Here is an 18,590-nt window from a genome sequence, read left to right as displayed (position 1 = left end):
TCGCAAGTTTCCTCGCGCGTTTTCTATGAAGAAGAACGCGGCGGCGCTCCGTTCTTGAAGCGCCGCCGTTCCGAGCGACTTCGTGGAGGCCGAACTCAGTTGAGTCCCTGCTCCTCCTTCAACCTCATCATCTCGCCGTAGTCGAGCATGAGGTTCAAGAGCCGCTCCAGCGTGAAGACCTTCCCGTCCTGGTAGTAGGCGTCGGTGAGTTCCACCGCGCGTTCGCGCAGCCCCGGCTCCCGGAAGGAAATCGCCTGGCTCACGTATTCGTCCAACCAATTCAATTCGTCTTCGCCGCAGGGGCGGGTCGTGCCGTCGGGCGCTTCGATGGGGCGCAGGCGCAGTTCGTTCAACGCGATCTCGGTTTCGCGGAGCTCCCGCTTCCAGGTTTCGTCCGCCTCGCGGCGCTTGATCTCCTCTTCCGGGACGGGCTCGCCCGTCGCGATGTTGTAGGGGAGCACGCGCACGAGGAAGTCCCCGATGCGGGTCCCGCGCTCGCGCAGTTCCCGGTGCGCCCAGCCGGGGAGCGGCCGGTCCTGAAGGTCGACGTCGTCCTCGCCCGGACGGTTCTGGAGCTTCACCGCCACCACCCGGAATTCTTGCGCCAGGGGGGAGCGGTGCAGGTCTTCCATTTCTTGCAGCGTGAAGTGTTTCATGACGGTTCTCCGGTATGTCCCGAACCCGAGGAGGTTCATGCGGGCTTTTTCCTTCATTCTACGCACGGACCGGGCGAGTGCCGCCCGTGAAAAAGTGAGCAATCCCTCCGGATCCGCCCTTTGGAGACCATGGACGAGACCATCGGCGAGACCATTGGTTGCAACTTTCTTATCGGATTCCCGAAATCCATAGACGAAATCTACGCCGATCAGGTATCCTTTCGGTACCGAGACGCACGGTGGAGCGCCGGAAGCGCTCCCGTCGCGTCCATTGACTTCCTCAGTAAGGAACCAAAGAATGCAGAACATCATCCTTGTCGATTCCAACAATTTCGACGAAGTCGTCCTCCGGAACGAAAAGCCGGTCGTGTTCGCGATCGGGGCCGAATGGTGCGCGGACTGCCGCCGCGCGGCGCCGTTCTACATGGCGTTCGCGAAGGAGTACGACGGCCGCATGGTCTTCACGACGGCCGACGCCGAAAAGTCCCCCGAACTCAAGGAACGCCTCGACGTGCGCCGCATCCCGACGATGATCATCTTCAAGAACGGCGTCGCCATGGAAGAGCGCCTCGTCGAAGTGAAGACGCCGGGCGAACTCAAGGCCTTCATCGAAAAGGGCCTCGCCTCTTGAGATCGTCGACACGTACCGGTGACCCACGGGTGCTCGGCCGCCAAGGCCTGAGCGCCCGACCCCAAGCCTCCCGATCAAGCCCCGGGAGGCTTTTCTTTTTGTAAGGGTTAACCCTGAAACATCTGCTTTCAATTGGCCGTTGCGAGGCGTTCTCATCTTCAGCTTGGGTTAAAGAGGTTCCCTATAGAATCGAGGAACCTCATAGTTTTCTCTAAGGAACCACACCCATGCTGACCCCGAATCAGATCAGCCTCGTGAAGGCCACGATCCCCGTCCTCCGCGAACACGGCGTCGCTCTGACGGCCCACTTCTACGCCCGCATGCTGAAGGGCAATCCGGAGCTCCGCCAGGTCTTCAACCAGGGCCACCAGCGCGCCGGCCGCCAGCAGGAGGCCTTGGCCGCCGCGGTGCTCGCCTACGCCGAACACATCGAGAACCCCGCGGCGCTTCTTCCCGCCGTCGAGCACATCGCCGGGAAGCACGTCTCGGTCGGGATCCGTGCGGAGCACTACCCCATCGTCGGCCGTCACCTCCTCGCCTCCATCCAGGAAGTGCTGGGTGATGCCGCGACCCCCGAACTCATCGAAGCCTGGGGCGCCGCCTACGGGCAACTGGCCGGGATCCTCATCGAGAAGGAATCGGCCCTCTACGACGAAGCCGCCAACGTCGAAGGCGGCTGGTCCGGCTGGCGCGCCTTCCGCATCGCGGAGAAGACCGCGGAAACCGCCGACGTCGTGAGCCTCAAGCTCGTGCCGGTCGACGGCGGCCGCGTCGCCGCGGTGAAGCCCGGTCAGTTCATCTCGGTGCGCGTCTACGTCGAGTCCGAAGGCCTCATCCAGCCGCGCCAGTACACGGTTTCGGCCGCCGACGACGCGTCCCTTCGCATCTCCGTGAAGCGCGTCGACGCGAAGGCCTCCGCCTGCTCCTGCGGCGGCGGGTGCTCGGCGGAACTTCCCGCCGGGATGGTTTCGAACACGCTCCACGCGAAGAACGTGGGGGATCTCGTCGACGTCGCCTTCCCGCAGGGCGGGTTCGTGCTCGCCGACGGCACCGGCCCCGTGCAGCTGATGAGCGCCGGGATCGGCATCACGCCGATGCTCCCGATGTTGAAGGCTGCGGCCGAAGCCGGCCGCGAGGTCCTCTTCTACCACGTCTGCCGCACGCCGGAAGACTTCGCCATGAAGGCGGAAGTCGAAGCCGTCGCGGCCGCTCACCCGAAGGTGAAGGTCGTCGTGCGTACGACCGCGACCGAGGGCCGTCCCTCCTTGGCCGACATCGCCGCGGTGACCGTGGCCGGCGCCGACTGCTACGTCTGCGGTCCGGTCGACGCGATGGAGCTCTTCGCGCGCGGGGCGCGCGAGGGCGGCGCCGCGAAGGTCTCCGCCGAGAAGTTCGGCACGGGGATGTTCTCGGTGTGAGGACCTGGAGCTGAATCGAGCTTGACGCTCCCCGCCGTCTCACCCGGCGGGTCCGAACGGGACGGGCGCTCTTCCTTGGCGGAGGGGCGCCCGTTTTTATGGGCTGCGGCGTCCGTACCGGCGTCTTCGGCCTCTTCGGCCTCTTTGTCAGACGTCCTTCCGACGTCCTTCACACGGCCAACAACCGCCCGCGCCCTTCTCCCAGGTACCACGCCACCGTGCGGCGGATGCCCTCGTCGAAGGCCATGGTCGGGCGCCAGCCCAGGTCCCGCTCGATTTTCTCGGGCGAGATCGCGTAGCGGAAGTCGTGCCCCGGGCGGTCGGCAACGAGCGTCATGAGTTCGGCGTGCCGGTGCCCGACCCAGGGGGTCATCTCGTCCAACACCGCGCAGACGGCTTCCGCCATCTCGATCGTGCTCTTTTCGCACCGGCCGCCCACGACGTAGGCGCTCGCGGGCGCGGCCTCGCGAAAGACCAGGTCCACCGCCCGGCAGTGGTCCTCCACCCAGAGCCAGTCGCGGATGTTGCGGCCGGTCCCGTAGATGGGGATGGGCTCCTTCGCGAGGGCCTTCCGGATCACGGTCGGAATGAGCTTCTCGCCGTGCTGCCGGGGGCCGTAGTTGTTCGAGCAGTTGGTGATCGAGGTGTTCATCCCGTAGGTTTCGCGCCAGGCGCGCACCAAGTGTTCGGATGCGGCTTTGGACGCCGAATACGGGCTGTTCGGGGCGTGCGGGGTCTCTTCCGTGAAGAACCCGGTGAAGCCCAAGGAGCCGAAGACCTCGTCGGTCGAGACGTGGTGAAAGCGCGAGGTTTCGAGCGTCCCGCGCTTCGTCCATGCGTCGCGCGCGGCGCGCAGCAGCACCGCCGTCCCCTCGACGTTCGTGCGGATGAAGGTGAGCGGGTCGGCGATCGAATTGTCGACGTGGCTCTCCGCCGCAAAGTGGATGACGCCGGTGACGTCCATCTCCTCGAAGATCTTCGCCACGAGGGTCTCGTCCGTGATGTCTCCGATGACGGGGACGACGTTGGGGAGCTTCGCCTGTTCGGAAAACGCCCCGGTGTCCGCCGCGTAGGTGAGGAGGTCCAGATCGACGAAGCGGGTCTCCGGGTGCGCGGCAGCCGCCCACGGCACGTAATGGGCCCCGATGAAGCCCGCGCCGCCCGTGACGAGCACGGTTTCGCGGAAGGTCTTCGAGGTGTCGGCGGAGGTGGGCGTCTGAGTCATGAGGAGGCGGAGCGGTTCAGTGTTCGAGAGACCGTTATGGTACGCCTTGGCGGCGGGATCGGACGGGAAATCGGACGGGAAAACGGACGGAAGATCCGACGGGGAACGCGCGCCGCAACGCTTCGGGAGCCCCAAAAAAGCGAAGGGGCCCAGCGACCGCAAAGATCGTCAGGCCCCGTCATGAGAGAAGGCGAAAGAAAGCGGCAGATGGCGGAACGGGCGGACCCCGGCGGGCCCCGCCCATCCGCACGGTTACTTCGCGTCGCCCGCGGCTTCCGCGCCCTCGTCCGGGTCGTCGAAGACGACGCCGTCCTTCTTCATTTGGAGATACGCGTCAAGCCCCTCCTTGAGGCTCTCCTCCCAGTTGGGGAGGACGACGCCCCATTCGCGCTCCAGGAGGTTGCAGTTCAAGGTGCTCAAGAGCGGGCGCTGCGCGAAGCGCTTTCCGAAGTTTTCGGGACTCATCTGCCACTGCTGGGTCGAGATGGGATAAACCTCTTCGGGGTGGCCGTTGAGAAGCCGCACGATTTCCTTCGTGAAGCCCGCCCAGGAGCAGGACCCGAGGTTGGCCGCGTGGTAGATCTTGTAGGGCTTCAGGTGCGCGCCCTTCTTGACCAAGACCAGAACCGCCTTCGCAAGGTCGAGCGCGCGCGTGGGCGAACCGACCCGGTCGCCGACGATGCGGAGCTCCTTCTTCGCTTCGATCCGGCGCATCACCGACTGGAAGAAGTTTTTGGTCCCCGGCTGCTCGCTCCAGAGCCAGCTCGTGCGCAGGATGATCCCCTGCGCGCCGTGCTCGAACCCGAGCCCGAGGATGAGTTCGTCGGCGTCGAGCTTCGCGTTCCCGTAGACGTTCAAGGGATTGACGCGGTTCCGTTCGTTGTAGCGCTTCGTGCGGCCCACGCCGTCGAAAACGTAGTCGGTCGAGAAGGTCACCATCGGGACGTGGAGTCCCGCCATGTAGACGGGGGCCAAGGTGTTCACGCGCCGGCAGTCCTCACGCTCCGCCTCGGCCGCGTCGACGTCGGTCCAGGCGGCGGCGTTGAGAATGAGCGCGGGCTTGATCTCCTCGATCGCGTCCTCGACCGCGAGCATGTCGGTGATGTCGAGGTCCTCACGGGTCATCGCGCGCACGTCCGCGCCCGCCTCCCGGAAGACGCGCACGAGCTCGCGCCCCAACTGTCCGCCCGCACCCGTCACCAACACGGGACCGGGAAGGTTGAGCGGCAGGAGCGCGGGATCCGGTTCTTCGGCCGGCTCCTCCCCGGCCATTCTCTCCAGGGTCTCCATCAGAACCGGCACCTCCATCTTGATCAGCTCTTCGCTCATTCTCACTCCAGACGAAAAACGGGGTCGGCCGCATAGGCCGCCCAATCGGGCGCCGCGATGTCCTTGTCGGAGCGCATGATGAATTCCTGAGGCAGCGCCCAATCGATCCCCAAGGCGGGATCGAACGCGTTCACCGAGCCTTCGGCTTCGGGCGCATAGGGCGCGTCGCACTTGTAGCAAACCAGGGCCACGTCGGAGAGCACGATGAAGCCGTGGGCGAACCCCTTCGGGATGAAGAGCTGACGGCCGACGTCGGCCGAGAGCATCACCGTCCAGTGTTGTCCGTAGGTGGGCGATCCGACCCGAAGATCGAGGCAGACGTCGAGAACGTCCCCCACCGCCGCGCGCACCAGCTTCGCCTGCGCGGCCTCACCCTTTTGGAAGTGAAGCCCGCGGAGCACCCCTCGCCGCGAAAACGACTCGTTGTCCTGCACGAACCGCTGCGGCCACCCGCAGGCGTCCGCACGCGCGTCGCTCCAGAGCTCGGCGAACCACCCGCGTTCGTCGCCGAAGCGGCGGGGTTCAAGCAGGCGTAGGCCGGAAGGAACGTTGGCGGCGAGAGGCATGGCGTGAGGCGTAGGAGGAAACAATGGTGTGCGCAAACCTTCACTATAGCGGCAACGGACAAAACTTGTCGGAACGTAATTGCGCGTAAGCGGAGAAATCCGGCCCCGAACGCGCCCAATTCACCGCAAAACCCCTGATTTGTCCGGAGTTCCCGGCAAAATCCCTTCGTGAATGGGTGTCACGGAGACCGTCGGCGAACGGCACGCTCGCCCTCCGCGCCGACGAAAAGACGTGAAAATTCCGTTGACGATTGCCCTATAATGCGACGCCCGGCGCGCTGAACGTCCGTTCAGCGTACTTGGGTTCTTCTTTTCGCAAGTCCTTTTTCAGGAAGCCTTCCGCACAAGGTTTCCACGAACCGCTCTCCCCCGCCATGCCCGCCCGTCGTCTCCGTCGAGTCCTCTTCCGGTCCCTTGCCGCCCTGGTCACGCTCGCCGTGGTCCTCGCCGCGCTGAAGATCACGAAGTGGCCGTTGGGGTTCATGGCGGAAAAGGGGTGGCTCCCCGACGAGCCGCCCTGCGTCGTCTGCGGGGACCTTCCGCAGGCCGCCGACGAATTGGGCTTCATCGCCCACGCCGCGGGCGAGATCGAGGGGCGCATCTACACGAATTCGTTGGAGGCGATCGAGCAGGCGATCGCGGCCGGGTACCGTTTCATCGAAGTCGACCTCAGAAAGACCCTCGACAACAGCTACTACGGCGCGCACCGCACGAAGGACTTCAACGCCGAGACCGACCACGACTTCTGGGGCGTGGTGCCGCCCACGGCCGCGGAAGTCCATACGCGGACGTTGGACGGGGGCCTAACGCCCGTGCTTTTGACCGACCTCGTGCCCATCTTCCGCGCGCACCCCGACGTCATGCTCGTCACCGACAAGGCGACCGACTTCATGAAGCTCGTCGAGGAGTTCCCTTTGAAGGACCAGCTTTTGGTCGAAGTGGGCGACGCCAACCAGTACGCGGCCGCGAAGCTCGTGGGGATTTCGAACGTCGCCGTCAACACGGAAACACCCGAAGCCGCCCGCCGGCACGGCTTCGAGATGGTGGTCGTGCGGGCGAAGATGCCCGAAGCCCGGATGCGCGAGATGCGGGCGACGGGGGCGCGGCTTTTGATCGCGAGCTTTGAGGACTGCGCCGAGATCCCCGAGCACGTCCGCGAATTGGCGAGCCTCGTCTACGTCGACCGGTGCGCGAAACCCGAGGGGTATTGAGCGCGCGGTGGAATCTTCTTCCAAACTCCGACCCCCATTCAGAGGCGCTGGAGGGCGCTCACTTCAAGGGCGAGATCGGAACGACTTTGCCCTGTTCTTCCTGATCCTTCCGCTCGTGCAGGCACTTCGCGCGCAGCTGCCCGCACCCGCCGTCGACGTCCTGCGCGGCGCTCTGGCGAAGGGTCGCCACGACCCCGGCGCGGCGAAGCACCGTGATCAGGTCTTCGGCACGCGCCTGCGGGACGCGCCTGTAGGGCGAGTCGGGAATGGGGTTCAGCGCGATGAAGTTCACCATCGCGCGGCGGCCGGCGAGCCACCCGGCGAGGCGCTCGATCTGGTCGACGGCATCGTTGACGCCTTCCAGAAGCGTCCACTCGAACTGCACCGGGTACTTGACGAGATCGGCGTAGTCGAGGGCCATCTTCACCAAGGTTTCGGGGGCGAGGTCGGGCGCCTTCGGCAGAAGGTGGCGGCGCAGCTCCGCGTCCGTCGCGTGAAGGCTCACGGCCAACCCGGGCCGGACGGGCCCGGCGGCGAGCGCTTCCAAGAGCTTCACGTCCCCCACGGTCGAGACCGTAAGGTTCTTGTGGGCGAACTCCAGAACCCCGCCCAGAACGTCGAGCGTTTCAAGAAGATTCCTGCGGTTGTGGGCGGGCTCCCCCATCCCCATGAACTTCACCTTGGAGAGTTTGGGTTCGATCGCGATCCCGGCCTTCACTTGCGCGAGCATCTCGGCGCTCGTCAACTGGCGCACGAGCCCGGATCTCCCCGTCATGCAGAAGCGGCACCCGACGGCGCAGCCGACCTGGGTCGAGATGCAGAGGGCCTCCCTCGGGAGCATCACGCTTTCGACCAGTTCCCCATCCGAGAGCTGCGAGAGAAGCTTGTCGCCCGAGACCCGCACGACGCGCGAGACCGCGGCCCAGCGGGATTCGATCTCGGGAATCGCGTCCAGGACCGTCTTCGGGAAGTTCGCGCCGTTGGGCGCCTTCATGGGGGCGCGCCCGAAGAGCGCGCGCACGATGCGGCGTTCGTGTTCGGGCTTGGCGCCCGCGGCGCGAAGGTCCGCAATGAGGTCCTGCCAGGCGTAGGAAGCGGTCATGGGTGTGGGGCCGGGTGTTCGGAAAAATCGGAGTCTGGGGAGCCGGACGGATTGGTCCGCCCGGCGAGGGAACCGGGATCCTACCTCAAACCGGGAAGATGCGGGCGGGAAAGCCCGTTCTAAGACAAACGCCTGAGAGGCAAAACGAAGGCCGCTCCGTAGAATCGGAGAAGTTCCGTCTCATTTTCCCGACCGCTTCAACCCCCGGGAGCGACCATGACCGCACTCTTCGACGTTCTCGGCTACGTCGCCCTCATCTTCCTCGGCCTCATCCTCCGCCTCACCGGGGCTGTCCCGAAGGAGGCGATCCGCCCGCTCACGATGCTTCTGCTCTACGTGACGCTCCCGGCGGTGATCCTGCGGGCGTTGGTCGGGACCGAATTCCGGCCGGAGTACGTCGGGATCTTTCTGTTGGGCCTCGGCGGCAATTGGCTCATGATCGGGCTCGCGCGGTTCCTGACCCGAAAACACACCCACAAGGATTGGCAGTTCGCGGGGTTGAACCTCCCCGGCTACAACATCGGGATCTTCGCGATGCCGTTCACCTCGGGGTTTCTTCCGCCCGAAGGCTTTCTCGCGCTCTGTTTGTTCGACGCTGGGAATTCGGTCATGTGCACCGGAGGCACGTACGCGCTCGTCTGCCGCGAAAAGAGCGGCGAGTGGAAAACCGAACTCAAGAACATGGCGCTCCGGTTCTTCTCGTCCGGTCCCATCTGCGCCTACATCCTCGCGCTTTTGCTCAACCTCGGCGACGTCACGTTCGCGCGGCCCGTTTCGCATTTCCTCGACATCATCGCGAACGCCAACGCCTTCCTGGGGATGACCTTGGTGGGGCTTTCGATCGACCTCCGGATCGACGTGGAGAAGCTGAAGCGCGGCCTCGCGATGGTCTTCTGGCGCTACGTCGTCAACGCCCTTTTGGCGGTGGGCGTCGTGCTCGCGGCCCCGTGGCCCGACGTCATCGTCAAGGCCGTCGTGTTGGTGCTGATGGCGCCCTTGCCTGCGATGGGGTTGATCTTCACTATCAAGGCGAAGCTCGACTGGTCGCTCTCCGCGAACCTCAACACCGTCTCGATCTTCATTTCCGTGGCAATCATGACGGCGCTTTTGGCGATGATGCCTTGAGGATGAGCCGACGGAACGGGGCCGAACCGAGGGCCCCGAAGAACCCGGACGATTCGACCGGCCGACGTGCGACAATCGAGCCATGGAACGAACGGCCGCCGCCGTCCGTTCCGCACTTTCAGGACACCATGTCGAAACCATCGAAACGCCTCATCTTCGACTACCTTCCGTCCGGCCGGAACCGCGGGGACCGCGGGGACCGCAGAAGAGCGGCCGCCGCGACGGCGGACCTCCAGGAAGTACTTTGGAAGCTTTTCCGCCGCCCGGACGGCATCTTCCCGAACGTCGGCTCCGCCGCCGGACGGAGCCTCGCCGACAAAGAGGACGAAGAACGTGCGGCGGGGCTCTGCGCACCCCGAGCCGCTTTTCTTACGTCTGCGTCCGCCTTACGCCTCCTGCCACCGGCAGAAGATCCGCTCCAGGACGCCCACGCTCCCGTAAAGGAACAACCCCAGAACGCTCATCCCGAGAATCCCGGTGAACATCCTCAAAGCGTCGCCCATCCCCCAGGCATCCATGATGAGCCAACCCAACCCCGAATCCGTCGCGAAGCTCTCCGCGAGGAAGAGGACGGCGACGGCGGTCCCCGCCGCCACCTTGAGGCTCGTCATCAAGGCGGGGAGCGCGGCCGGAAGCCACACGTGGCGAAGGAGCCCCCAGCCCTTCCCGCCCATGCTGCGGTAGGCCTGCTCGTAGACGGGGTTGAGGCTCAAAGCGGCATCCCGGACGATCACGAGGATCTGGTAGCCGGTCGTGAGGCCGATCAAAAGAAGACGCGAGGCGTCTCCCAACCCCACCAGCATGAAGAAGACGGGGAGCAGCACGATCTTCGGGAGCGGGAACGTGATGAAGACCACGGGCGCGCCCAACCAGTCCGCGCGGCGGCTGTGGCCGAGCCAAAGCCCCAGGGGAAAGGCGACCAACGCGGCGACCCCGACGCCCGCGACGAGGCGCCAGAGCGAAATCACGCCGTGACGGATGAAGTCCGGGTCCCCGAGCGCGGTGATAAACGCCGCGGCGGTCGCCCACGGATCGGGGAGCAGGTCCGGCCCCATGGCGGCGGAGCCCGCCCACCAAAGAAGGAGCAGGAGGAAGGTCGCCAGGGCGTAGCGCAGAATCAGCATCATCGCGCACCTCCTTCCGCGGATTCCGCCCCGCGCAGAAGCGCGTGGATCTCGCGGCAGACCGCGTAGAAGGCTTCGCTCGTGCGGTGCTCTGGGCTGGGATCCGGCGTGTAGACGGGGTTTCGGATCAACCCCAGGACGCGCGAAGGCTTCGCCGCCAGGACGAGGATCCGCTCGCCCAGAAGCACGGCTTCGGCGATGTCGTGCGTCACCATGATGCGCTCGACCGGGTGGCGTTTTTCGAGCCCCAGGAGCACGTCCTGAAGGCGCTCGCGAAGGAGCGCGTCGAGTGCTGAGAAGGGTTCGTCGAGAAAGAGGACTTCCGGTTCGGCGATGAGCGCGCGGCCGAGCGCCAGGCGCTGACGCTGGCCGCCGGAGAGCTCCGCCGGGAAGCGCTTCTCCAGGCCCTCCAACCCCAATTCGGCGAGCATCTCCCGCCCGCGCTCGACGCACTCCGCCTTGGGGACGCCCGCCGTGACGAGCGGGAGCGTGAGGTTTTCCAACACCCGCTTCCAGGGAAAGAGCGCCAACTGCTGCCAGACGAAGGACGAGCGCACGGGGCGGGACCACTCAATGACGCCGCCGTCGACGGGCCGCAGCCCCGCCATGGCGGAGAGCAGCGTCGACTTCCCGCAGCCCGACGCCCCGACGATCGCGAGCGACTCGCCCCCGGCCAACTCCATCGAGAGCCGGTCGATGACGGGGGCGTCCGCCCCGTAGCGGAGCGTCACGTCCCGGAGCGTGAGGCTCGGGGCGCGGGCGTGGTGGGTGTCGGGCATGGTCGTGGGGGGGTAGTGAATGGGTTGAGGTCGTGGGGCCGGTCGGGCCGGAAAAGATGCCGGAAATGAATCGGCCCGCCGTCACCGCGGCGCTTCCCTGAGCGCCGCCCGGCGGGCCGCAGAGGCATTGTAGGCCGGAGCGGACGTTTCCGAATGCGTCCGCCCCGTCGTCATGCCCTGTTGGAAAGGTTTGTGCCTTATTCCGCGGCAGGGACCACCACCTGGTCCCAGGCGGGCACGGCTTTGAGCATCCCCTGCCCGACCATCCATTCGCCGACGCGCTTCACTTCCTCAGGGGTGGGCAGAGGCGGGAGACCGTCCTTCGTCCCGAAGAAGGAGAAGGCGACCATCTTGTAGCCTTCCGCGACGGGCGCGGGCAGAAGCCCCTTCTGCACCATGACGGCGCGGTAGCGGACCGGGTCGGCTTCGATGACGCGGGCGGCTTCGGCCGTGGCCTTCCGGAAGGCGTCGACCGTCTTCGGGTCGAGCTTCTCGGATTTGAGCGAGACGACCGCGAGCGCTTCGTTGAGATTGCGGTCGTCCCAGAGGACCTTCCCGCCCTTCGATTCGACGACGGTGACGAGGGGCTCGGGGAGAAGCGCCGTGTCGACCTTGCCGCCCAGAAGCATCTGCATGCGGATCGGGATCTGCTTCACTTCGAGGTTCTTCAGCGCGCCTTCCGGGAGCTTTTCCGTCTCCGTCATGCGGTCCAAAAGGTAGTGGATGATCGTCGACGAGCTCATCGCCGTCGTCACGTCCTTCTTCGACTTCAATTCCTCGAACGTCTTCGGCGCGGTCGCGCTCTTGGGGAAGGCGATCAGCGCGAAGGCGCGCTGCTGCGGAATCGTGTGCGTCGTCGTGAAGACCACCTTCTGCGGGATCCCGGTTTCGTTCTGCGTGAAGACGTTCATCAGGTCGCCGAAGTGACCGTCCAAACGCCCCGCGCGCATGGCGGCGCCCAATTCCAGCGCCGACTTGAAGGGGACGAGTTCGACCTCCAGCCCCGCCTTCTCGTAAAGACCGTTGTCCTTCGCGACGTGGAGCACGATCGAGTCCGCGGCGGGGAGCGTCCCGATCCGGAGCGTCTCGGCCGAAGCGCCCAAGGAGAGCAGAACGGCCGCCGCGCCGACCATGGCCGGGAGCGCCTTGACGGCAAAACGGGAGGTGGAAGTGGTCTTGAGGATCTTGCTGCGCATGGCGGCACCGGCTCCGAAAAAGCGTTGGGGTTGAACGTTGAGAGGTGGGTTCAACGATGGATTTTTGAGATTGTACTACGCGTTACCGTTTTTGGTGGAAGCGCTTCAGGGCACGATTCGGGAGGCGGTTCAGGCGTCGGGCGCGAAATCGGGCGTGAGGTTGGGCGCGGCGTCGGCATGGCGTCGGGCACGGCGTCGGAGAACACCCGCCAGGGGTGTTACGGGCGCCCCGACACCCCAACCGTTTGTGGTCGAGGGGGTGTGGACCCGTCGCCTCCGTCCCTCTCCTCCTTTTGTTTTTCGCCTCAGTCTTTGGGCGTAGCTCTTCGGTGAAAACCGCCGACCGTTCCCGCGTACACAAGGGGTTGCGGAGGCGTTCTTATCAATAGCGTGACGCTATCATACCTATTTACGTGATTGCCGAAAGCGACGCAAAAACACCAAGCGTGGTAGATTGCGCGGACCGTCAACACTAAATACCGGCAACCCCTCCCGGACCAGAACACCCATGTCCATCAAGACCGATCCCTCCCGCGACCGCCTCTTCGGCGAGCTCGCCATGATGCGTCTCAAGGAAAGCTACATGCGCCCGGACGAGACGAGTCCGCAGGAGCGCCTCGCCTTCGTCGCGGAGCAGTTCGCCACCGACGAAGCGCACGCGCAGCGCATCTACGACTACGCCTCCCGCCAGTGGCTCTCGTTTTCGACGCCGATCCTCGCCTTCGGGCGCGCCAAGCGCGGTCTTCCGATCTCGTGCTTCCTCACGTACATGGCGGACTCGTCCGAAGGGCTCCTCCAGACGTTGGATGAAGTGAACCGCCTCTCGATGCTGGGGGGCGGCGTCGGCATCCACGTCGCGATCCGCAGCGCGGACGAAAAGAGCGTGGGCGTGATGCCGCACCTGAAGGTCTACGACGCGGCGTCGCTCGCCTACCGTCAGGGCTCGACCCGCCGCGGTTCCTACGCGGCGTTTCTCGACGTCTCGCACCCCGACATCATCCCGTTCGTCGAGATGCGAAAGCCCACGGGCGACCAGAACATGAAGGCCTTGAACCTCCACCACGGCGTCAACATCTCGGACGCCTTCATGGAGAAGGTCGAAGCGTCCATGCGCGACGACTCCTACGACGACACGTGGCCCTTGGTCGACCCGGCGTCGGGCAAGGTCGTGACGACCGTCTCGGCGCGCGACCTCTGGCAGCGCATGCTCGAGATGCGCATGCACACGGGTGAACCGTACCTCGTCTTCACGGACACGGCGAACCGTGCGCTCCCCTCGTGGTTGGCCGAGAAGGGCCTCAAGATCAACGGCTCGAATCTCTGCACGGAGATCTTCCTCCCCACCTCCGCCGAGCGCACCGCCGTCTGCTGCCTCTCGTCCGTCAACCTCGAATACTTCGACGAGTGGAAGGACGACCAGCAGTTCATCCCGGACGCGATGGAATTCCTCGACAACGTGCTCCAGTACTTCATCGACCACGCGCCCGACCAGATCGGCCGCGCGAAGTTCGCCGCCGCGCGCGAGCGCTCGGTGGGTCTGGGCGCAATGGGTCTGCACGCCTACTTCCAGAAGAACCGCATCCCGTTCGACTCGGCACTCGCCAAGGGCGCGAACATCCGCATCTTCCGCCACATTCAGAACGAATGCCGCCGTGCGGACGAGATCCTCTGCAAGCTGCGCGGGCCCTGCCCCGACGCCGCGGACGCGGGGGTCGAGCGCTGCTTCTCGCACTGGAATGCGGTCGCGCCCAACGCGAGCTCGTCCCTCATCATGGGGGGCACGAGCCCGTCGATCGAACCCTACCGCGCGAACATCTACCGTCAGGACACGATCTCGGGCGCCTACATCATGAAGAACCGCTTCCTCGAAGCGGAACTCGAAAAGCTGGGGCTCAATACCCAGGAAACCTGGTCCGACCTCATCGCGCACGACGGGTCGATCCAGCACCGCGAAGACATCCCGAAGGAGATCCGCGAGGTCTTCAAGACGGCCTTTGAGCTCGATCAGCGTTGGTTGATCGAACTCGCCGCCGACCGTCAGCAGTTCATCGACCAGGGCCAGAGCGTGAACCTCTTCTTCCCGCCCGACGTCTCGGTCCCGTACCTGCACGTCTGCCACTTCCTCGCGTGGAAGAAGGGCCTCAAATCCCTCTACTACAACCGCAGCGACAAGCTCCGCAAGGCCGACCGACCCGGCACGGCTCTGGAGCGCCGCCGCATCGAGGACGACATCAGCATGCGCGCCGTCGCCGACAACGACACCTGCCTCGCCTGCGAAGGCTGATCACGGAAAGGATTCTGAAATGATCGAATTGAAGAAGAACGACGCGCCGGCCGACGAACCCAAGACCGGTCTTCTCGCCCCGCGCACGACCTACAAGCCCTTCGCGTACCCGTGGGCGTACGAGGCGTTCCTGCAGTCCGAGCAGATGCACTGGCTCTGGACCGAGGTCCCGATGATGGAGGACTGCAAGGACTACGTGCAGAAGTTGACCGACGACGAACGCGACTTTCTGACGAAGATCCTGCGCTTCTTCACGCAGGGCGACATCGACGTCTCGGGCGCGTACGTGAACACGTACCTCCCCGTTTTCCGTCAGCCCGAAGTCCGCATGATGCTTTCGTCCTTCGCCGCCCGCGAAGCCGTGCACATCGCCGCCTACTCGCACTTGATCGAAACGCTGGGGCTCCCGGAGTCGATCTACAACGAATTCATGCAGTACGAGGCGATGGCCGCGAAGCATGAGTACTTCAATGAAGTGTCGGATGAGAAGACCTCCTTGGCCGAGCAGATCGCGGCGTTCTCCGCCTTCACGGAAGGGATGCAGCTCTTCTCCTCCTTCGTGATGCTCTTGAACTTCACGCGCAACGGCGCGATGAAGGGCATGGGGCAGATCATCGCCTGGTCGATCGCCGACGAGACGCTCCACACGGAATCGATGATCCGCATCTTCCGCGAGTACATTGCGGAGAATCCGGAGCTCTGGACCGATGAATTGAAGAGGAAGATCTACACGATCGCCGAGCAGATGGTGGAGTTGGAGGACAAGTTCATCGACCTCGCCTTCGGCGTCTCCGACATGCGCCGTTTGTCGAAGGAAGAGGTCCGCGACTACATCCGCTACATCGCCGACCGCCGCCTGACCGCCCTCGGCATGAAGGCGATCTTCGGCGTGAAGAAGAACCCGCTTCCCTGGGTCGACGCGATGCTGGGCGTCACCCACAGCAACTTCTTCGAGACGCGCGTGACCGACTACGCCAAGGGGTCGCTTACGGGCTCCTGGGACGAGGTTTGGGGCAAGGCGAAGTAACTTCGCACTTGAACCACACGAGGGTGAAGACCCCGATGCCGGCGACGGCATCGGGGTTCTTCTTTTTCCAGACCTCCGGCTTGGAGAGCCGGACGGACCGAGCGGATGCGCGGGCGAATGTGGGGATGGATGGTTGAGGAAGACTTCCTCAGATCACCACGCCCAACGAAGCCGCGCGTTCATCCCGAAGCCCGACGAAGCGCTGCTCCAGCGGCCCGTGCCTTCCAACCCGATCGACCACGGCCCCCGCCCGAACGTGAAGCCCGCCGTGAGGGTCGTCCAGAGATGGTCGAGCTCGCCCTCGGCGTCGTAGCGGTGTCCGAGGTAGGCGAAGTCGGCGTCCCACGCGGGGTCGGTCAAGTACGTGAGCCCGACGCCCACCCGCGGCACCACGCGGTAGCCCGAGAGCTCGGTCTCCATCCGCCAGTCGGCGTCGACCGTGACGACCGGCGTCTCCACCGTCCCCGCGTCGTACGCGACGAAGCCCGTCCCGAAGGTGTTGAGGTCGAACGCGTCCTGCTTCATCTTCATCCAACCGAAGGCGACGCGGCCCGTGAGGGTCTGCGCGTCCATGAGGTCTACCGACGCGCCCGCGTGCACGTCGCCGTAGAAGCTCGTCACGTCGGGCGAGGCTTCCGCCGAACCCGCAAGGTCGCGGACCGTCCAGTCGGCGCGCTCGCGGCCGGCTTCGAACCGCGCGCCCGCTTCGAAGCGTTCGCCCAGACGGCGCGAGAGCGCCGCGCCGACCGTCGTGTGCGTGGCGGACGCTTCCGCCGTGCCGCGGTCGCCCTCCACCGAACGGTGCGCGAGACCGACGTGCGCGGACGCGTACCAGGCGTCCCGTTCGCCCCAGGTGGTGGCGGCCTTCAGAATCAGGCCGCCGCCCGAGGCCTCAAACCCGCGGCGGCCGGAGGTCTGAACGTTTCAGTACCAGGGGATGAGCGTCAAGCCCGTTTCCGGTCCGCGGCCGGTGAGCGTCAAGGCGGAATGCACCGCGCCCCAGTGCGCCGTGAACCCCATGTCGCGCACGTCCGAGCGAGCGCTCGGGGTGGACCGAGAAGCTGACGGCGAGGTTGTTGAGGTTCTCGAGGGATGGATCCCCGCCCGAGAGCGTGAGCATCGTGGAGCCGGTGCCGACGGCGGCGAAGGTTCCTTCGATGCCGGGAGCTCCGGAGAGGACCGTACTGAAGGTGTCGTCCGCGTCGTAGACGCCCAGCACCGGGTTGAGCGTGAGCTCGCCCTCCAGGTCGTCGGGGTGCAGCGGCACGATCATGAGCGTCGCGCCCGGCGCGAACGTGAGTTTTCCGGTCGCGTCCTTCCCGACGCTGAGCGCCAAAGGCACCGGGGCGTCGTTGCGGAGATCGTCGGTCGAGAGGAGCCAGTCCCCCATCACGATCGTGCCGGAATCTTCGATCGAGCTCACGAACTGGTGCCGTCGTTCGCCTTCGACGCCCGAGACGTCGATGCGGCCATGGTTCTGGACCCAGACCGTGCCGCCCTCGTAAGCGTAGGCGGCCATCCCGGCGCCGACGAAGCCTCCCGACGCCGAGAGCGTGATCGTGCCGTTGTTGATCAGGTAGACCGGCGCGGGCGGCGCGGCGGGGAGCTCGGGTTCGTCGTCGTTGCCGGACTCGCCGGAGCCTTCGCCCGTACCGCCTTCGTCCGAGCCGCCGTCGCCCTCAGCGAACGGAGCGGCCGACGTGCGGTGCAGAGCCCGGAGCGTGCCGTCGCCACCGGGAACGACGGGCGTCTCTCCTTCTTCCTCTTCCTTTTCGACGCCCGACGACCCGACCATCCCGAAGACTTCCGCGGTGCCGTCGAAGCCGGCGGAGGCGGTGACCCCCGACGTGTCGAACGTGAGCGCGATGTAATGGCCCGTGTCGTCCTCGACCTTGAAGTTCTCAACGCCCTTCAGGAACGGTTCCTCGATCTCGGTGGTGCGCGTGAGTCGGCCGTCGACCACGATCTCGCCCGAATTCACCGCCGTCGCGGCGACGCCCGGGATCGACCGGGCGGACATGCCGGCGAGCGTCATGGTGAGCTGGACCACCGCCTTCGACGACACCATGGGCGTGAAGGTCCACTCGAGCGGCGGAAGTCATTTCTCACCGTGCGCCTTGACCTCATCCTCCGTCGGCTTCCGCTGATCCGTCGAGAACTCGAACGCCGCGCGCGCCGAGAGGTCGGCGTGAAGACTCGCTCCGATGTCGATACGGCCGCGGTTTTCACCCGTCCCGCCCTCGACCGTGATGCCGGTTGCCAAAAGAATGACTTCCTGACTGTAGGTGTAATTGAAGATCGGCACGAGCTCAAGCCCGTCACCCGTCAGGTTGGGGACATTCCAGTGGTTCATCGTCCACGGGGCGTTGAAGCTCTCCGGCGTGCTTTTGAACTCCCTCACGTGAAGCCGCATCGTCGCGTCGGCAGAAACAGATACCTTCTCGTCGATCCGGTGCGAGAGGACGCCGGTGTTGACAACCGAGCCGCCCTGGGTCCGCAGTCCCTCCCAAACGAAGTTGACCGGATCGGGAGTTTCGGTGAGGTTCTGAGTCGGGGAGGCTTCGCCGGTCATGGTGTAGTCGATGGCGTCCTGGATGGCCGCGATGAACTTCTCTTCTTCGTGCGCGTTCCAAACGGCCGCCGCCTCCTGCGCCGGGACGCAGATCCCCAAGACCGCCGTCGCGGCGGCCCACCAAACCATGCCGAAATCGTTCGAGGTCCTCATGGGCCTCCTTTCCGCGCGGATCTTGCGTGCTTTCTTGTCTTCAGATTAGGGAACGGGCCGCGGCCGGTCCATACGCAAGATCCCCGCCTCAAAATTTCACGCGCCCTCCCGAAACCCGCTAGAATCCGGCCTTTCGCCGACGATCCGGGTTTTTACGACTCTTCACCCGCATCCGTCCGGCCTACGCGCACC

At 65.3% G+C, this 18,590-nt stretch carries 17 protein-coding genes; 6 read left to right on the top strand and 11 right to left on the bottom strand.

Going from position 1 to position 18,590, the window contains the following annotated elements; all coding sequences use genetic code 11:
• Positions 1–95: 95 nt before the first annotated feature.
• On the bottom strand, positions 96–656 hold the full coding sequence (locus tag HMPREF9440_RS01255) for a hypothetical protein (protein ID WP_148516248.1): 561 nt from the start codon (positions 654–656) through the stop codon (positions 96–98).
• A gap of 298 nt (positions 657–954) precedes the next feature.
• Here HMPREF9440_RS01255 and HMPREF9440_RS01250 point away from each other — a divergent pair, with 298 nt between their 5' ends.
• Both HMPREF9440_RS01250 and HMPREF9440_RS01245 read left to right on the top strand, forming a co-directional pair.
• Positions 955–1,287 carry a thioredoxin family protein gene (locus HMPREF9440_RS01250; protein ID WP_008540706.1) on the top strand — a complete coding sequence of 111 codons (333 nt, stop codon included), beginning with the start codon at positions 955–957 and terminating at the stop codon, positions 1,285–1,287.
• 227 nt (positions 1,288–1,514) lie between these two features.
• Complete coding sequence (locus tag HMPREF9440_RS01245) at positions 1,515–2,705, top strand: globin domain-containing protein (protein WP_008540705.1); 1,191 nt, start codon at positions 1,515–1,517, stop codon at positions 2,703–2,705.
• Positions 2,706–2,874: 169 nt separating this feature from the next.
• Here the strand turns inward: HMPREF9440_RS01245 and rfbB are convergent, their stop codons facing one another.
• From rfbB to rfbC, 3 genes are all read right to left on the bottom strand, one after another.
• Positions 2,875–3,930 carry a dTDP-glucose 4,6-dehydratase gene (gene rfbB, locus HMPREF9440_RS01240; protein WP_008540704.1) on the bottom strand — a complete coding sequence of 352 codons (1,056 nt, stop codon included), beginning with the start codon at positions 3,928–3,930 and terminating at the stop codon, positions 2,875–2,877.
• Between the two features lie 252 nt (positions 3,931–4,182).
• Positions 4,183–5,259 (bottom strand): dTDP-4-dehydrorhamnose reductase, encoded by a 1,077-nt coding sequence (gene rfbD / locus HMPREF9440_RS01235; protein ID WP_008540703.1) that lies wholly within the window; start codon positions 5,257–5,259, stop codon positions 4,183–4,185.
• A gap of 2 nt (positions 5,260–5,261) precedes the next feature.
• Positions 5,262–5,825 (bottom strand): dTDP-4-dehydrorhamnose 3,5-epimerase, encoded by a 564-nt coding sequence (gene rfbC / locus HMPREF9440_RS01230; RefSeq protein ID WP_008540702.1) that lies wholly within the window; start codon positions 5,823–5,825, stop codon positions 5,262–5,264.
• 374 nt (positions 5,826–6,199) lie between these two features.
• Between rfbC and HMPREF9440_RS01225 the strand changes: the two genes are divergently transcribed.
• Positions 6,200–7,036 carry a PI-PLC domain-containing protein gene (locus tag HMPREF9440_RS01225; RefSeq protein ID WP_008540701.1) on the top strand — a complete coding sequence of 279 codons (837 nt, stop codon included), beginning with the start codon at positions 6,200–6,202 and terminating at the stop codon, positions 7,034–7,036.
• 58 nt (positions 7,037–7,094) lie between these two features.
• Here the strand turns inward: HMPREF9440_RS01225 and HMPREF9440_RS01220 are convergent, their stop codons facing one another.
• Entirely contained in the window at positions 7,095–8,138 is a 1,044-nt protein-coding gene (locus tag HMPREF9440_RS01220; protein ID WP_008540700.1) for a radical SAM protein, read from the bottom strand.
• A gap of 216 nt (positions 8,139–8,354) precedes the next feature.
• On the opposite strand from HMPREF9440_RS01220, the gene HMPREF9440_RS01215 reads away from it, so the two are divergent.
• A complete protein-coding gene (locus HMPREF9440_RS01215; protein ID WP_008540699.1) occupies positions 8,355–9,263 on the top strand; it encodes an AEC family transporter in 909 nt (302 codons plus the stop codon).
• Positions 9,264–9,649: 386 nt separating this feature from the next.
• Here HMPREF9440_RS01215 and HMPREF9440_RS01210 read toward each other — a convergent pair whose 3' ends face one another.
• The 3 genes from HMPREF9440_RS01210 to HMPREF9440_RS01200 form a co-directional block, all read right to left on the bottom strand.
• Positions 9,650–10,390, bottom strand: a complete 741-nt coding sequence (locus HMPREF9440_RS01210; RefSeq protein WP_008540694.1) for an ABC transporter permease — start codon at positions 10,388–10,390, stop codon at positions 9,650–9,652.
• Positions 10,387–11,166, bottom strand: a complete 780-nt coding sequence (locus HMPREF9440_RS01205; protein ID WP_008540693.1) for an ABC transporter ATP-binding protein — start codon at positions 11,164–11,166, stop codon at positions 10,387–10,389. The genes HMPREF9440_RS01210 and HMPREF9440_RS01205 overlap by 4 nt, the downstream gene beginning before the upstream one ends.
• A gap of 197 nt (positions 11,167–11,363) precedes the next feature.
• Entirely contained in the window at positions 11,364–12,362 is a 999-nt protein-coding gene (locus HMPREF9440_RS01200; RefSeq protein WP_008540691.1) for an ABC transporter substrate-binding protein, read from the bottom strand.
• Between the two features lie 508 nt (positions 12,363–12,870).
• Between HMPREF9440_RS01200 and HMPREF9440_RS01195 the strand changes: the two genes are divergently transcribed.
• A complete protein-coding gene (locus tag HMPREF9440_RS01195; protein WP_008540688.1) occupies positions 12,871–14,646 on the top strand; it encodes a ribonucleoside-diphosphate reductase subunit alpha in 1,776 nt (591 codons plus the stop codon).
• Positions 14,647–14,665: 19 nt separating this feature from the next.
• Positions 14,666–15,673: a ribonucleotide-diphosphate reductase subunit beta gene (locus tag HMPREF9440_RS01190; RefSeq protein ID WP_008540687.1), complete on the top strand. Its 1,008-nt coding sequence runs from the start codon at positions 14,666–14,668 to the stop codon at positions 15,671–15,673.
• Positions 15,674–15,826: 153 nt separating this feature from the next.
• Here the strand turns inward: HMPREF9440_RS01190 and HMPREF9440_RS01185 are convergent, their stop codons facing one another.
• Genes HMPREF9440_RS01185 through HMPREF9440_RS01175 form a run of 3 tightly spaced genes read right to left on the bottom strand, consistent with a single transcriptional unit; the run spans position 15,827 to position 18,398 of the window.
• Positions 15,827–16,543 carry an autotransporter domain-containing protein gene (locus tag HMPREF9440_RS01185; RefSeq protein WP_245523549.1) on the bottom strand — a complete coding sequence of 239 codons (717 nt, stop codon included), beginning with the start codon at positions 16,541–16,543 and terminating at the stop codon, positions 15,827–15,829.
• 22 nt (positions 16,544–16,565) lie between these two features.
• On the bottom strand, positions 16,566–17,741 hold the full coding sequence (locus tag HMPREF9440_RS01180; RefSeq protein ID WP_008540685.1) for a hypothetical protein: 1,176 nt from the start codon (positions 17,739–17,741) through the stop codon (positions 16,566–16,568).
• 30 nt (positions 17,742–17,771) lie between these two features.
• Positions 17,772–18,398, bottom strand: coding sequence for a hypothetical protein (locus HMPREF9440_RS01175; protein ID WP_008540684.1), 627 nt, complete (start codon positions 18,396–18,398; stop codon positions 17,772–17,774).
• Positions 18,399–18,590 lie beyond the last annotated feature (192 nt).

Origin of the sequence: Sutterella parvirubra YIT 11816 (assembly GCF_000250875.1) — a bacterium.
Lineage (GTDB): Bacteria > Pseudomonadota > Gammaproteobacteria > Burkholderiales > Burkholderiaceae_F > Sutterella > Sutterella parvirubra.
This window is presented reverse-complemented; position numbering and strand designations above follow the sequence as displayed.

What these genes read in the sequence shown, in the direction of transcription:
- HMPREF9440_RS01255 (WP_148516248.1), bottom strand. Translation starts at nt 656, where the DNA reads ATGAAACACTTCACGCTGCAAGAAATGGAAGACCTGCACCGCTCCCCC.
- HMPREF9440_RS01250 (WP_008540706.1), top strand. Translation starts at nt 955, where the DNA reads ATGCAGAACATCATCCTTGTCGATTCCAACAATTTCGACGAAGTCGTC.
- HMPREF9440_RS01245 (WP_008540705.1), top strand. Translation starts at nt 1,515, where the DNA reads ATGCTGACCCCGAATCAGATCAGCCTCGTGAAGGCCACGATCCCCGTC.
- rfbB (WP_008540704.1), bottom strand. Translation starts at nt 3,930, where the DNA reads ATGACTCAGACGCCCACCTCCGCCGACACCTCGAAGACCTTCCGCGAA.
- rfbD (WP_008540703.1), bottom strand. Translation starts at nt 5,259, where the DNA reads ATGAGCGAAGAGCTGATCAAGATGGAGGTGCCGGTTCTGATGGAGACC.
- rfbC (WP_008540702.1), bottom strand. Translation starts at nt 5,825, where the DNA reads ATGCCTCTCGCCGCCAACGTTCCTTCCGGCCTACGCCTGCTTGAACCC.
- HMPREF9440_RS01225 (WP_008540701.1), top strand. Translation starts at nt 6,200, where the DNA reads ATGCCCGCCCGTCGTCTCCGTCGAGTCCTCTTCCGGTCCCTTGCCGCC.
- HMPREF9440_RS01220 (WP_008540700.1), bottom strand. Translation starts at nt 8,138, where the DNA reads ATGACCGCTTCCTACGCCTGGCAGGACCTCATTGCGGACCTTCGCGCC.
- HMPREF9440_RS01215 (WP_008540699.1), top strand. Translation starts at nt 8,355, where the DNA reads ATGACCGCACTCTTCGACGTTCTCGGCTACGTCGCCCTCATCTTCCTC.
- HMPREF9440_RS01210 (WP_008540694.1), bottom strand. Translation starts at nt 10,390, where the DNA reads ATGATGCTGATTCTGCGCTACGCCCTGGCGACCTTCCTCCTGCTCCTT.
- HMPREF9440_RS01205 (WP_008540693.1), bottom strand. Translation starts at nt 11,166, where the DNA reads ATGCCCGACACCCACCACGCCCGCGCCCCGAGCCTCACGCTCCGGGAC.
- HMPREF9440_RS01200 (WP_008540691.1), bottom strand. Translation starts at nt 12,362, where the DNA reads ATGCGCAGCAAGATCCTCAAGACCACTTCCACCTCCCGTTTTGCCGTC.
- HMPREF9440_RS01195 (WP_008540688.1), top strand. Translation starts at nt 12,871, where the DNA reads ATGTCCATCAAGACCGATCCCTCCCGCGACCGCCTCTTCGGCGAGCTC.
- HMPREF9440_RS01190 (WP_008540687.1), top strand. Translation starts at nt 14,666, where the DNA reads ATGATCGAATTGAAGAAGAACGACGCGCCGGCCGACGAACCCAAGACC.
- HMPREF9440_RS01180 (WP_008540685.1), bottom strand. Translation starts at nt 17,741, where the DNA reads ATGGTGTCGTCGAAGGCGGTGGTCCAGCTCACCATGACGCTCGCCGGC.
- HMPREF9440_RS01175 (WP_008540684.1), bottom strand. Translation starts at nt 18,398, where the DNA reads ATGAGGACCTCGAACGATTTCGGCATGGTTTGGTGGGCCGCCGCGACG.